Raw genomic sequence first — 12,923 nt, 5'->3', positions numbered from 1 at the left:
GCGCTCGGGCTCGGCGCGTGAGTCAGGGGATCAGACGGTAGAAGCGCCAGAAGCCGAAGTCGTCGATCGGGAGCACCTCGACCTCGGTGAAGCCCGCCTCGCGGGCGTAGCGCCGTAGGGTGCTGTGCCGCATGACGGTCCCGGTGGCCGCCGAATCCGGATGTGAGCGGCCATCGGGCAGGCAGATCAGCAGGCTGAAGCCGTACATCAAACGGTCGATGTCGTCGGCGGGCGCTCGGAACTCCGGCGCCACCGCCTCGTCCATGACGATCACCGCGCCGCCGGAACGCAGGGCGCGGCGCATGGCCGCCAACACCTGCACGGGGTGGGGCAGGTCGTGCAGGCATTCGAAGGCGAAGATCGCGTCGTAGACCTGTTCGCCGAGCGAGGACGCGGCATCGGCGCGGTGGAATCGGACCCGAGCCGACAGTCCGGCCTCCTCGGCGTTGCGGTTCCCCATCGCGACCGACGGTTCGTCGATGTCGTAGCCATCGATGACCAGCTCCGGATAGGTCCTGGCCAGCGCAATCGTGGACCAGCCGCCGCCGGAGCCGATGTCGGCGGCGCGGGCTCCCGGCCGCGACAGAGGTTCGGTGACTTCCCGGACGGTGGCCAGCTCGACGGCGAGCCGTCGCTCGAACCAAGGCCGGTTCATGTCGGACTGGGCTTCGCGCATGTCGAGGCCGAATTCCGACCAGCCGACACCGCCGCCGTCCCGATAGGCCCGGATCAACCCCGGTGACTGCACCGCCGCGGCGGCCAGCATCCGCGCCAGCGGCGCCAGATAGTTCAGGCTGGTGGGATCGGTGAGCACCTCGGCGGCCCCGGCGGGCAGCTCGAAGCGGCGGTCCGCGGTGACGGTCAGTATCCCGCTCGCGGCCTGCTGCTCCAGCCATTCGCGAGCGTATCGCTCATCGCCGCCCGCCCGTTCGACCAGCTCCGGAGCATCGGCGGGACCATGTTCGGCCAATGCCCGGTACCAGCCCATGCGATCCCCGAGGTGGATCGCCAGGATGTCAATGGTGCCGAGTGCTGCCGCAACCAGCCGCTCGGCGAATCGCTCTGCCGACACCGCGCCACAACCTTCCGTCACATCCTGCTATTCGCCTCGTCACTCCTCGGCATTAACGACGAGCGGCACATCGTGGAGGTAGACACCGCCGAGCGCGCTGCCGCTGCTACGGCAGCACTCCGGGGATCTGCTCCGCGGCGTGACGCACCATCACTCCAACCCGGGCGGCCGCGGAGAGGGATTGTGCTCGATGTGCTCGACCGACTGGTTGAAACGAGCGACGATCCTACTGACTGCCCGGCATTCGCGCCGCGCTCAACTGCCCGGCGTGTCGGCGATCGCATCGGCGTACCGCCGAGCGAGGGTGCGCAGGTGTGTGACGAGTTCTGGTGGGCCGTCGACGCGGAAGTCCATCATCAGCATGGACAGGTAGATGGCGATGGTCTCCAGTGCGTCCGCGCCGGTGTAGAGCACGCAGGTGTGGGCGTCCACGGGTTCGACAACGCCGACCGCGGGATTGATGCGGGCGATCACGACGTCGGCAGGTGCGAGCACGGTGACCCGGGCATGAACCTCCCAGCCGGTCGTGGCGATATGGCGCATGACGAAGGCGACCAGATCGTCGTCGGGAAGCGAGCGCGCGGCGAAGCGCCGGGAGCTCGCCTCGGCTCGCGTGATCCGGGCGACGGGAATGGCACGCCAGGAATGGTTTTCCACGCCGTAGGCGACCAGATACCAGCGTCGCTGCCAGCTGATCAGCCGGTACGGCTCGATCTCCACGGCGGATTCGGCGGTCTGCTCGATGCGGACCGTCGCGCCGTCGCGGATGGCGCCCGCCAGAGTGGTGAGCACGGCGGCGGGAACCGGGGCGTCCGGCTCCCGTGACCCGGTCGTCGCCGGGCCGATCGCGGTGGCATCGCGCAGCGCGGACACCTTGCGCTGCAAGCGTTTCGGCAGGATCTGGTCCAGCTTGCCCAGCGCCCTCGTGACGTGCTCGGCGATATCCGCGATGCCGGTGGAGCCGTCTTCGGCGAGCCCGACCGCCACCGCGACGGCCACCGCCTCGTCGTCATCCAGCAGCAGGGGCGGCATGGTGGTGCCGCGACCGAGCCGATAGCCGCCCATCGCGCCGCGTTCCGCGTGCACCGGATAGCCCAGCTCGCGCAGCCGCTGGATGTCGTTGCGCAGGGTGCGGTCGGTAACGCCAAGGCGCTCAGCCAGCTCGCGACCGGTATGCGCGCGTCCTTGCAGAAGGGCCAGCAACCGCAGCAATCGCGTAGTGGTCGAGGCCACTTTTTCCTCCTAGGTTATTAGGAACGAAACTAGCCTAATGGCGGCATAGGCTGATGTCAGCAACGAAAACAACCCGAAAGGCCCGACATGAACGCCACCACCGTCGCGACCCTGACCCCTGTTTGGCGGACTGTGCTCGCCGACGCCTACCGCGCGCTGGAGACCGTCGTCGCCGATGTCCGAGCCGACCAGTGGCAGCTGCCCACTCCGTGCTCGGAATGGACTGTGACGCAGGTGATTCAGCACGCCGCGGGCGATCAGCTTGCGTATGCCAAGTTCCTCGGTATCGGCGACGGTCCGGCCGACAACCCGTTCGCACCCTCCGGCGCGATCGACGGTTCTGTGTCGAACCTGGTGCGCGAGGCGATCGAGCAGACCTCCGCCGCGTGGGCCACTGTCGACGACGCCGCCGAGACCGTACCGACACCGCTGCCGCACGGCGCGCTCGCTACTCCGGTCGCGGCGGTCATGTGCGCGCTGGACGCGGCGGTCCATGCCTGGGATATCGCGATCGCCACCGGCCAGCCGTCGCCGTTGACCGACGAGCTGGCCACCCACCTGCTCACCGCCGCCCGCGCCATCCACCCGGCGCCCGGCAGTGGCGAGGCGGCCGAAATCGTCGAACCGCTGCGCCAGTGGGGCGCCTACGCCGCCATCGTGGACGGTCAGGCGGACGACACCGCCGTCGCCGAACTGCTGCGCTACCTCGGCCGCGATCCGCGCGCTTGATTCACTGTGCGCGGTGGGACCAGCCGGGCCGCGTCGGCGCACCCGCGCCGAGCGGATCCGGCGGAACCCGAGCGGACCCGGCGGAAGCAACGTAAGCGGACGCCACAAAGTTGCGTGCGAGTAGGGCGAAAGCGCTTCCGCCGTTACCCGGACACGCGAAGAGCGGAACGCCGGATGTCCTCGTCGGCCTTGGAGATTCTCCGCCAGCAGGCGATCCAGTTGAGCTACAGCCGGGCGCACCTCAGCGGGCAGTGACGAACCCCTGCGAGACCATCCAGTCCCGCGCCACCTCGGCCGGTTCGCGTCCGTCCACGTCGACCTGGCGGTTGAGTTCGGTGATGGCCTCGTTGGTGAGGCGCTGCGAGATCGGTGCCATGATCGCGGCGACCTGCGGATGCTCGCCGGCGAAATCCTCGCGCATCACAAGTGCGGCGTTGTATTTCGGGAAGAAGCCGCGATCATCCTGCAGCAGCACGAGATTCAATGCTGGAATACGGCCGTCGGTGGCGGCGACCGAACCGAAGCGGCACTGCTTGCCGTCCGCGGTGGCCTGGTAGACCACGGGGTCCTGGACGATCTGTTTGCGCACCTTGCTCGCGTCGATCTCGTATTTGCGGGCCAGGCCGGGGAATCCGTCCTGCCGGACATTGAATTCGGTGCCGACGCAAATGGCCGCCGCGGCCGGGTCGGTGCCGACCAGCCGGGCGTAGTCCGACAACGTGCGCACCCCGGTCTCCCGCGCGGTCTGTGCGCTCATGACCAGCGCGTAGGTGTTGTTCATCGGCGCCATCGCCGTCCACACCATGCCGTGCTCGGCGAGATCGGAGGCGCGGACCGCCTCGAACTGGCCGATCTCGTCGGGCACCGGCGTTTCGTTGCCCAGATAGTTGATCCACCCGGTGCCGGTGTAGTCATAGGCGATGTCGATCTGACCGTGCAGCTGGGCGTCGCGCACGCTGTTGGAGCCCTGGATGTTGGTCAGATCGCGCACGTCGGCACCGGCCGCCGAAAGGGCGAATTCGATGAGATATCCGAGGATGTTCTGCTCGGTGAAGTCTTTGGAGCCAACAGTGACGCGCACACCCTCCAGTTCGGGCACCGTGCGGATGCTGCCAGGACCGACCCGCAGTGGCACCGCGGTGCCAGATTGCAGCCCGCATGCGGCCAGCAGTGCCAGCCCCAGCACGAGCGCGAACGTGCGCCACACCCGGGTCATTTCAACCCCCTCGGCCCGAGGAATTCTTCGGCGAGCGCGCCGAGCCAGTCCACCAACAGCGCCAGCGATACGGCGAGCACCGCGCCGACCACCAAGGTGACGTTGTCGCGCAGTTTGTATCCGGTGTCGATCAGAATGCCGAGCCCGCCCGCGCTCACCAGGAACGACAGCGTCGCGGTGCCAACGGCGAGTACCAGTGAAGTACGCAGTCCGGCCAGGATGTAGGGCACGGCGAGCGGGAATTCTATGCGGCGCAACACCGTCATCGCGGACATTCCCTGACCGCGTCCGGCATCGATGAACGTCCGGTCCACCTGCTGGTAGCCCAGGATGGTGTTGCGCAGCACCGGAAGCAGCGAATAGAACGCGATCGGCGCCACACCGATCCAGAAGCCGGTGGTGCGAGTGGCGAGATAGAACAGCACGATCAGGCCGATGGCGGGCGCGGCCGCGCCGATATTCGCGATGCCGACGAAAACCGGTGCCAGGCGGCGGAATCCGGGCCTGGTGAGCAGGGTGCCGAGCGGAACGCCCACCGCGACGACGATCAGCACCACCGTCGCGGTGATCAGCAGGTGCTGGCGGGTGACGGTCGCGATGTTGCCCGCGCTGAGACTGGCCTGCTGTGTGACGGTGAGGTCGCGAGCGAACGCCCACACCAATACGCCCGCGGTGAGCGCGAGAACGAGTACGGGCTGCACGAACAGCCGGATGCGCTCAGCCCTGCGCTGGGTAGCCGGCGAGGCCGCGCCGGTGCTGGTCATGGTGCGTCGTCCGTCGATGAGGCACGGTCGCCGCCGTGTTCCGCGCGTAGCGCCGACAGGTGTGCGACCAGGGTATCGATCGTGATCAGCCCGACGTACTCGCCGCGCGTTCCGGTGACCACCGCGGTCGCGCTCTGATGGGCCAGCAGGGCTTCGAGGGCGTCCTGCAAGGTCGACTTCAGCGACAACGTCTCTTGCAGCGGTGAACCGATCCCGTGCAACGAGTCCGCGTGCGCCAGCTGCTCGGCCGAGACCCAGCGCAACGGCCGGCGCTGGCGGTCGAGCACCAGCGCCCACGGCCAGTCCCGGCCGGCGAGCGCGCCGCGCAGCTCGTCGACCGGGTCCTGGTCGATCGCGGTGGGGCATGCACCGAGTTCGACGTCCCTGACCCTGGTCAGCGTGAGCTGCTTGAGCGAGGCATCCGCGCCGACGAAACCGGCGACCGTCTCGTCGGCGGGGTCGGCCAGGATCGCGGCGGGTGTGTCGTACTGCAGAATTCGGGATCGGCTGCCCAGCACGGCGATTCGATCACCGAGCTTGACCGCCTCGGTGAAATCGTGGGTCACGAAGACGATCGTCTTGCCGAGTTCGCCTTGCAGGCGCAGCAACTCGTCCTGCAACAGTCCCCGAGTGATCGGGTCGACCGCGCCGCACGGCTCGTCCATCAGCAGTACGGGCGGATCGGCCGCCAGCGCCCGCGCCACCCCTATACGCTGCTGCTGGCCGCCGGAGAGCTGACGCGGGTAGCGGTCGCGGAAGGTGTCCGGGTCGAGGCCGACCAGCTCGAGCATCTCGTCGACCCGCGCCGCGATCCGCCGCCGGTCCCAGCCGATCAGGCCCGGTACGGTGGCGACGTTCTTCGCGACGGTCAGATGCGGGAACAGGCCCGCCTGCTGAATCGAATAGCCGATGCCGCGCCGGAGTTTGTCGGGGTGGATCGTGGCGGCGTCGCGTCCGCCGATCGTGATGGTGCCGGAGGTGGGCTCGATCAGCCGGTTGATCATCCGCATGGTGGTGGTCTTGCCGCAGCCGGACGGTCCGACCAGGACCACGATCTCACCGGCGGGGATGGTGAGCGATACCTTGTCCACGGCCGGATCGCGTTGACCCGGATAGTGTTTGGTCACCGAATCGAGCACGATCTCGACGCCGGAGACAGCTGCTTCGGCTTCGTCGCCGCGGGGTTCGGTGTCCGTCACGCCATTCCCCTCGAGGTGGTGAGCCGCCCGACGAGGACGTAGATCCCGTCGAGCACGAGTGCGAGCACGACGATGAGGATCGTGCCGGTCAGAGCTTGCGGCACCGCGTTCGGGCTGCCCAGGCGCGCGAGTCCGGAGAAGATCAGATTGCCGAGGCCGGGGCCTTTGGCGTATGCCGCGATGGCGAGGATGCCCATGATCAGCTGTGTGCTCACCCGCATACCGGCCAGGATCGCCGGCCAGGCGAGCGGCAGTTCGATGCGGGCGAGCACGCGGAGCCGATTCATCCCGACGCCGCGTGCCGCGTCGGTGACGGCGGGGTCCACCGAAGACAGTCCGATGATGGTGTTGCGCAGGATCGGCAGCAGTGCGTACACCACCAGCGCGGTGATGGTCGGTGCGACGCCGAGACCGAGGACCGGGATCAGCAGGCCCAGCAGCGCGAACGACGGAACCGTGAGCACCGCGCTGGCCAGCGCGGTGGCGATCGAGGAGCCGAATCGACTGCGGTAGACCAGAATTCCGAGCAGCACCGACACCGCCGTGGCCAGCAGCACCGATTGCACCACGGCCGAGACGTGCAGATAGGAGTCGACGAGCAACTGGTGCCGCCGGTGCACGACGAATGTCCAGAGCGTGTCCAGGGCCGGACCTCCCCATCGGCTGGTCTCTTCGAGAGACTATCGCGGTTTCCGCGGTGCCGGAAGCGATTCCGGCTCGTACGGGTTGCCCGCCCGCACGGTAATCGAAACCAGCCGTATGGTGCCGGGAACCATACGGGGCTTTCGTGCGTCGAACTTCATAGGACGAGAATCGATGTACAAGGACGGACCGGGGGAGCGATGACACCACAGCTGAGGTCGCGGCACAGCTCGTGGATCGCGCTCGCCTTGGTGCTGCTCGCCCTGGCCGGCGCCGGGGTCGCCGCGAGCCTCTGGTGGCAGCAGCGGTCGGCCACCGAGGCTGTCGTGGGTGAGCGCCTCACCGAGTTCCCCAGGCTGGATCGTTCGACGCTCGACCCGGCCCAGGCCGGAATCGTCGCGGTCGCCGAGCGCGAGTTCAGCGATCCGGGTGCGGGCACGAAGTACGCGGAGGGTGTCGACGAGGCGTGGTGCGCCGATTTCGTCAGCTGGGTTCTGCGCGAGGCGGGTGCGCCGCTGGCCAACCCGCACTCGGGCTCATGGCGGATTCCCGGCGTGTACACGCTGCAGGAGTACTACGAAAACGCGGGACGGTTCGCCCCGGTCGGATCGGACTACCAGCCGCGCACCGGTGACGTGCTGCTCTACCGGGAGTCCAGCCCGTTCGGACAGCACACCAACATCGTCCTGCGAGCCGACGCGGGCCAGGTGACGACGATCGGCGGCAACGAGTTCGACGAGGTGCGCATCCATCGATTCACCCTGGCCGACGTGCCCGGCGTGGTCGGCTTCGGGCGATTGTGACCAGTCCCTACCGGCGCGCGAAAATCCACCCGATATGCGGGTGAAACAGCGCGCCGGATAGTCCTACGATGGAGTTGGCGGCGCCCGGCAGCGCCGTCGCCGATCCCCGCCCTGCTTCCCCCTCATCGGCAGGACGGGGATCTCGGTGGGGGCGCGCGTGGCGACGGTGGCGCAAGATCGGTCGCGTACCGTGTCGGTTGTCCATCGAGAGGTGAGGGTTTCGGAACTACTGATGCAGCCGACCGACGAACCGCGTAGTGAGCCGGCCTGGATCGACTACGCCGAATTCGGCGAGCGTTTCGTCAAGCACGCCGTGACCGCGGCCCGGATCGAATCCGCCATCTCCAGCATGGCAGGTCGCGGGCTGACCATCGGCCCGGTGTCGATCGGCCCGGCCGGGCTCGCCGGTTTCGTCGCCGAGGGCAAGGTCGGCACGCCGCACGTCCTGCGCAGCGGCCCAAAGGTGACGTTCGAGGTCACCGTTCCGGTGTCGTTGACGCTGAAGGTGCTGCTCGGTGGCCGGAAACTGCGGCTGGAGGCCAGGGTCGAGATCGATCTGACGCTGCACGCCCGCACCGCGGAACCCGTGCTCATCGTCATCGATATCCCGCCGATCACCCAGCGTGACATCAGCTTCGTGTTGCGCGCCCAGGCGGTGGAGTCGGCCTGGGAGTGGCTGCTCGACCCGATCGCCGGGGTGGTACAGCGCGATGTCGCCTCCCGGGTGAACGCCATGCTGGCCGATCCGCAGACTCGCCGCAATCTGGTCTTCGACATCGACGCGATGGTCAGCGGCACTCGCTCGGCGCACCGGGACTCCGCCGAATTCGACTGGATCTGCTACGACGAGTTCGGTCATCGGTTCTTCTCCCACATCGTGACCCGCCAGCGGGTGTTCGACGTGGTGGAGCGATTGGCGGGCAGGCCGATCGAGGTCGGTCCGCTGCGGACCGGACCGCGGGGCGCGGCGACGGTGACGGTCCGCGGAGCGGTGCGGATCCCGCGGCTGGCGGACCGCTCGGCCGAGCCCGTCGCGTTCGACCTGACGCTGCCGGTGAGTCTGGATATCACTGTGGATGTCTTGAAAGCCAATCGCTATCGTGCTGATGTGGAAGTGCCGTTGGTGCTCACCGCTTGCGCGGCCGACCCGTTGCTGGTGGTGATCGACGTTCCGCCGCCGGATCCAGCCGACGTTCGCATGGAGTTCACCGCGCGCGGCGCCCGCGCGGCCACGCTTGGTGCGCTCGCGGGGATCAAGAAGCAGGTCGTGGGACAGGTCGTCGCGGTGATCCGCAAGGAACTGGCCAACCCGTCGATGCGAACCATCGACGTCGCCGCGCGCATCGACGGCAACGGCATCGCCTGAGAGCCTGTCGCTACCCGAGTGGGTCATGTGACCAATGTGAAATATGTGTCTCCTGGGTCTAGCGGTTCCCTTGTGAATGTGGTGAAATGAGTTCACGTTCGAGGCTCCCGGCGCGCGAAAGATAGGGGAAGGTGCGCCGGGCACGCTGCCATCCAGGTCGGGTTGCGCGAAGGAGTCCACGATGCGTTCTCATTCGGTATCCCGGCGAGATTTATTCGTCTACGCGGCCGCGGCGGCCGTCGTCGGAGCGACCGCCGGGGCGGCTCCGGCCTCCGCCCGGCCCTCGTTCGGCACCCTCGTCGATTACGCGGGCGGCGTTCCCTCGGCCGCGGCGATCAAGGAGGCGGGGCACCTCGGCGTCATTCGCTACGTCTCCGATCGCAGGCCTGGCGCGGAGTGGATGGTGGGCAAGCCACTGCGCGTCGCCGAAGTCGACCGGCTGAAAGAGGCGGATCTGCGGATCGTGTCGTGCTACCAGTTCGGCAAGGGGCCTACCGCGGACTGGCGCGGCGGGCTGGAGGCGGGCAAGCGGCACGCCGAGCGCGGACTCGCGCTGCACCGCGCCGCCGGCGGTCCGGACCACGTGCCGATCTACGCGTCCATCGACGACAACCCCTCGGCGGTCGACTTCGCCACCATGATCGCGCCGTACCTGCTGGGCTGGGAGGCCGTGCTCGGCAAGGAGAGGACCGGGGTCTACGCGAACGCCCCGACCATCGAACTCGCTGCCGCCGCGGGGCTGTGCTCCTGGTACTGGCAGCACGATTGGGGCACGCCGGACGGTTTCGTGCACCCCGCCGCCCACCTGCATCAATTCGAAATCGACAAACGATCCATCGACGGGGTGGGCATCGATCTGAACAATGTGCTCGCCCCGGAATACGGGCAGTGGTGATGGATAAACGCAGCTAGGTCTGGCTGTGGCTCAGGGGTGCCACGCGCAAGTCGGGTTCGTCGTCGGGGACGACTCGCAGCGTCGGGCGGCTTTCCGGCGCCTCGTGGTCGCCCAGCCAGGAGAACAGCGACCACCGGGACAGTCCGGAGAACGCCGAACCGAGGCTGGCGAAGGAGAACGACGAGATCGCGGACCCGAACGATCCCACGGATCCGACGGACAGCACCGAGCCGACACTGCCGATGGACAGGATCGAATAGGCCGAGCCGATCGACAGGATCGAACCTTCGGAGCGGATCGACAGGATCGAGCGGTGCGAGCGCCTGCTCCGGATCGAATGACCCGGGTGTGTCGAAAGATCGATGGTCGCCATAGTTAGCGGTCTACCACAGTCCGGCGGACTCATGTGTCATCGCGCCAGATCCGTCGGGATGTCGGCGGGCGCGGGTATGAGTGAGGGCGGCAACCCCGGTGGAGTCGCCGCCCTCGGACGAAAACTCAGGCGACCGTGAAGAACCCGAGCGTCGGCAGGAACGAGCAGGTCCGCGGCTCGGCGTCGCCGGCCTTGGTGGTCAGCGAACCGCCGACCACGGCGACGATGCGGCCGGAACCGGTGTTGGCGATGGCGGACAGCGTGGCGGGGCCATCCGGGTTGATCTTGGCCTCGTCGGTCAGCGGCAGGACGCCGGACTGACGGGTGTCCAGGTTCAGCCACTGCACCGTCATGGGCGGGTTCTGCACCGGCGTCGGCGACTTGGTGCCGAGCGCGGTGAAGACGAATCCGGTCTGGCCGGCCTGCGGGCCGGGCGGCGGCAAGGTGGCGGGGCCGGGCACGGCGAGCGCGGTGCCGACCGAGTCGGCGGTCGGGCTGATGCAGCCCTTGCCGATGGTCGGGTACAGGAACTGCGCGATCACGGGGCCGTCCTGCGGCACCTCGGGACCACCGCCGCCGCTGCCGTCGAGGAAGGTGATGATCCGCTCCAGCGTCGACTTGATCTGCGGCGGCAGGTTCAATGTGGCGAGCAGCCTGCGCGCCTGGTCCAGTATCGCCGACTGCGGGCCCGCGATACCCGCCGGGCTCGCGATGTCCGCCGGGCCGGCGACGGCCCCGACAATGGCGGGGGCGAGCGCGGCCAGCGCATCCACCGGCACCCCTTCGGGGACCATCGGAACGCTCTGCGTGGTCGCCGCGGGTGCGGGGGCAGCGGTTGCTGTCGTCGGCGCAGCGAGCGTGGCACTCGCCGCGATGGCGAGTGCGGTCAATGCGATCCGCGATCCTCGGGTGCGAAGCACTGGTCTGGCCGTCCTTACCTCGGGTACAACTCGGTTCGATTGCTAAAAGCCATCGTTTCGGGGGTCACTCTAGGGACATTGCGGCTATGTGTACAGCCGCAGTGTCCGAATGGCGCTGTGGACGATCAGTGTTAGCAGACGATACTGCACCATTGGTGTTACTGGTGTGAAATTTGATGCAAATGTTACCGGTGGTTCGAGGGTGGCACCGAGTGGATTCGCGCTGCGGTTAATCTAATCCGTGCCGTCCGGGCTGTCGCCGGAACACTCCGAAGTCCGGGCGTGCCGAACCGACACACCGCACCCGAGCCGAAAGCAGCGATTTGAATCGTCACCTCCGATGGGCTGTGTCGGTGCTCGGTCTGTCCGTGCTGGCCCGGTTGCTCTGGATGTTGCTGTCGCCGAACGGGATGAACCTCGTCGACCTGCACGTCTACGTCGGCGGATCGGCCGCGCTGCTGACCGATCAGCTCTACGACTTCACCTATGCGGAGAAGACGCCGGACTTCCCGCTGCCGTTCACCTACCCGCCGTTCGCGGCGCTGGTGTTCTTTCCGCTGCACTACCTGCCGTTCACCGCCGTCGCGGTGGCCTGGCTGCTGGCCATCGCCGCGGCGCTGTACGCGGTGGTGCACATCAGTTTCGAGCTCATGTTCGGAGCGGAGACGCTGCGCGCGCCGCGGTGGCGGGCGGCGACGGTCGGCTGGACCGCCCTGGGTCTGTGGCTGGAGCCGGTGCGAACCACGATGGACTACGGCCAGGTCAACGTGTTCCTGGTGCTCGGCGCGATGCTCGCGGTGCGCAGTTCGCGATGGTGGGTCTCCGGCGGGCTGGTCGGCATCGTCGCGGGCATCAAACTGACGCCCGCGATCACCGGTCTGTATTTCGTGGCACGGCGGCGGTGGGCGACCGTCGCGTGGTCGGCGCTCGTCTTCGGCGCGACGGTGGGCGTGAGCTTCGTGATCGCGCCGATCGAGGCGCGGCAGTACTTCGGCACATTGCTCGGTGACGCCGATCGGATCGGGCCGGTGGGCTCGGTGTGGAATCAGTCGCTGCGCGGCGCGCTGAGCCGGATCCTCGGTCAGGACGTGGAATCCGGGCTGTGGTGGATCGCTGCTGTGCTGCTGATCGCGGTGCTGGCAGTCCTGGCCTGGCGCGCCTTGTTGCCGGACGACCGGCTCGGCACGTTGATCGTGGTGCAGCTGTTCGGGCTGATGATCTCGCCGATCTCGTGGTCGCATCACTGGGTGTGGCTGCTGCCGACGGTGCTGTGGCTGGTCTACGGGCCACTGCGTGCGGTGGCCGGGGCGCGCGTCATCGCGGGATTCTGGGTGGCGACCATGCTCGTCGGCGTGCCATGGGTGCTGTCGTTCTTCCAGGATTCGATCTGGACCATCTCACGTCCTGGTGTGCTGGCCTGGCTCGGCGCCGTCGACGTGCTCGGCGTCGTGGTGTTCTACCTCTGGGTGATCCGGTCCGGGACCCGCCGTGTGCGGTCAGGCGGGGAAAGGGATGCGCGTCCGACCGCGGAAGGTTCTGTCCGCGGCGCGTAGGAACGCCACATGCTCAGCCGGACGAGGGCCGCGTCGGCCTGACCACGTGGCGCTCCGCTGCATGGCGGCTCCCGGCTCAAACGCAACCGCACCGGCCCGACTCCTGCTTGCGAGCGAAGCGAGATTGAGCATTCGCCGTTCGCGGCGAACACGCAGCG

General features: G+C 68.0%; 12 protein-coding genes and 1 pseudogene. 5 read left to right on the top strand and 8 right to left on the bottom strand.

Annotated features, from left to right (window positions below; genetic code table 11):
• Nucleotides 1-22: 22 nt before the first annotated feature.
• Complete coding sequence (locus AB0M45_RS27375; protein ID WP_364335097.1) at nucleotides 23-1,072, bottom strand: methyltransferase domain-containing protein; 1,050 nt, start codon at nucleotides 1,070-1,072, stop codon at nucleotides 23-25.
• 255 nt (nucleotides 1,073-1,327) lie between these two features.
• Nucleotides 1,328-2,305, bottom strand: coding sequence for a WYL domain-containing protein (locus AB0M45_RS27370; RefSeq protein ID WP_364335095.1), 978 nt, complete (start codon nucleotides 2,303-2,305; stop codon nucleotides 1,328-1,330).
• Nucleotides 2,306-2,392: 87 nt separating this feature from the next.
• On the opposite strand from AB0M45_RS27370, the gene AB0M45_RS27365 reads away from it, so the two are divergent.
• Nucleotides 2,393-3,034 carry a TIGR03086 family metal-binding protein gene (locus AB0M45_RS27365; RefSeq protein WP_364335093.1) on the top strand — a complete coding sequence of 214 codons (642 nt, stop codon included), beginning with the start codon at nucleotides 2,393-2,395 and terminating at the stop codon, nucleotides 3,032-3,034.
• Between the two features lie 241 nt (nucleotides 3,035-3,275).
• Here AB0M45_RS27365 and AB0M45_RS27360 read toward each other — a convergent pair whose 3' ends face one another.
• From AB0M45_RS27360 to AB0M45_RS27345, 4 genes are read right to left on the bottom strand one after another with little or no spacing between them, the layout of a single operon-like run.
• Nucleotides 3,276-4,250 carry a glycine betaine ABC transporter substrate-binding protein gene (locus tag AB0M45_RS27360; RefSeq protein ID WP_364335091.1) on the bottom strand — a complete coding sequence of 325 codons (975 nt, stop codon included), beginning with the start codon at nucleotides 4,248-4,250 and terminating at the stop codon, nucleotides 3,276-3,278.
• Complete coding sequence (locus tag AB0M45_RS27355) at nucleotides 4,247-5,014, bottom strand: ABC transporter permease (protein WP_364335089.1); 768 nt, start codon at nucleotides 5,012-5,014, stop codon at nucleotides 4,247-4,249. The genes AB0M45_RS27360 and AB0M45_RS27355 overlap by 4 nt, the downstream gene beginning before the upstream one ends.
• Nucleotides 5,011-6,213: an ATP-binding cassette domain-containing protein gene (locus AB0M45_RS27350; protein WP_364335087.1), complete on the bottom strand. Its 1,203-nt coding sequence runs from the start codon at nucleotides 6,211-6,213 to the stop codon at nucleotides 5,011-5,013. Before AB0M45_RS27350 ends, AB0M45_RS27355 begins: the two co-directional genes overlap by 4 nt.
• Nucleotides 6,210-6,857 carry an ABC transporter permease gene (locus tag AB0M45_RS27345; RefSeq protein WP_364335147.1) on the bottom strand — a complete coding sequence of 216 codons (648 nt, stop codon included), beginning with the start codon at nucleotides 6,855-6,857 and terminating at the stop codon, nucleotides 6,210-6,212. Before AB0M45_RS27345 ends, AB0M45_RS27350 begins: the two co-directional genes overlap by 4 nt.
• A gap of 198 nt (nucleotides 6,858-7,055) precedes the next feature.
• Between AB0M45_RS27345 and AB0M45_RS27340 the strand changes: the two genes are divergently transcribed.
• The 3 genes from AB0M45_RS27340 to AB0M45_RS27330 all read left to right on the top strand — a co-directional run bounded on the left by AB0M45_RS27340 (nucleotide 7,056) and on the right by AB0M45_RS27330 (nucleotide 9,919).
• Nucleotides 7,056-7,658, top strand: a complete 603-nt coding sequence (locus tag AB0M45_RS27340; protein ID WP_364335085.1) for a CHAP domain-containing protein — start codon at nucleotides 7,056-7,058, stop codon at nucleotides 7,656-7,658.
• A 232-nt stretch (nucleotides 7,659-7,890) separates the two neighbouring features.
• Nucleotides 7,891-9,024 (top strand): hypothetical protein, encoded by a 1,134-nt coding sequence (locus tag AB0M45_RS27335; protein ID WP_364335083.1) that lies wholly within the window; start codon nucleotides 7,891-7,893, stop codon nucleotides 9,022-9,024.
• Nucleotides 9,025-9,205: 181 nt separating this feature from the next.
• Nucleotides 9,206-9,919 (top strand): DUF1906 domain-containing protein, encoded by a 714-nt coding sequence (locus AB0M45_RS27330; RefSeq protein WP_364335081.1) that lies wholly within the window; start codon nucleotides 9,206-9,208, stop codon nucleotides 9,917-9,919.
• 13 nt (nucleotides 9,920-9,932) lie between these two features.
• On the opposite strand, the gene AB0M45_RS27325 is transcribed toward AB0M45_RS27330, so the two are convergent.
• On the bottom strand, nucleotides 9,933-10,292 hold the full coding sequence (locus AB0M45_RS27325; protein WP_364335079.1) for a hypothetical protein: 360 nt from the start codon (nucleotides 10,290-10,292) through the stop codon (nucleotides 9,933-9,935).
• 125 nt (nucleotides 10,293-10,417) lie between these two features.
• A complete protein-coding gene (locus AB0M45_RS27320) occupies nucleotides 10,418-11,212 on the bottom strand; it encodes a hypothetical protein (protein ID WP_364335077.1) in 795 nt (264 codons plus the stop codon).
• 305 nt (nucleotides 11,213-11,517) lie between these two features.
• Here AB0M45_RS27320 and AB0M45_RS27315 point away from each other — a divergent pair.
• Nucleotides 11,518-12,765 (top strand): annotated as a pseudogene (locus tag AB0M45_RS27315) (mannosyltransferase); the annotation flags it as partial.
• Between the last annotated feature and the right edge of the window lie 158 nt (nucleotides 12,766-12,923).

Source organism: Nocardia sp. NPDC051787 (genome assembly GCF_040681325.1).
GTDB lineage: Bacteria > Actinomycetota > Actinomycetes > Mycobacteriales > Mycobacteriaceae > Nocardia.
The sequence above is the reverse complement of the archived record's forward strand: the minus strand, read 5'-3'. Positions and strand labels throughout refer to the sequence as shown.

Coding starts and splice junctions, on each gene's coding strand:
- AB0M45_RS27340 (WP_364335085.1), top strand. CDS start 7,056: ATGACACCACAGCTGAGGTCGCGGCACAGCTCGTGGATCGCGCTCGCC.
- AB0M45_RS27330 (WP_364335081.1), top strand. CDS start 9,206: ATGCGTTCTCATTCGGTATCCCGGCGAGATTTATTCGTCTACGCGGCC.
- AB0M45_RS27325 (WP_364335079.1), bottom strand. CDS start 10,292: ATGGCGACCATCGATCTTTCGACACACCCGGGTCATTCGATCCGGAGC.
- AB0M45_RS27365 (WP_364335093.1), top strand. CDS start 2,393: ATGAACGCCACCACCGTCGCGACCCTGACCCCTGTTTGGCGGACTGTG.
- AB0M45_RS27335 (WP_364335083.1), top strand. CDS start 7,891: ATGCAGCCGACCGACGAACCGCGTAGTGAGCCGGCCTGGATCGACTAC.
- AB0M45_RS27360 (WP_364335091.1), bottom strand. CDS start 4,250: ATGACCCGGGTGTGGCGCACGTTCGCGCTCGTGCTGGGGCTGGCACTG.
- AB0M45_RS27355 (WP_364335089.1), bottom strand. CDS start 5,014: ATGACCAGCACCGGCGCGGCCTCGCCGGCTACCCAGCGCAGGGCTGAG.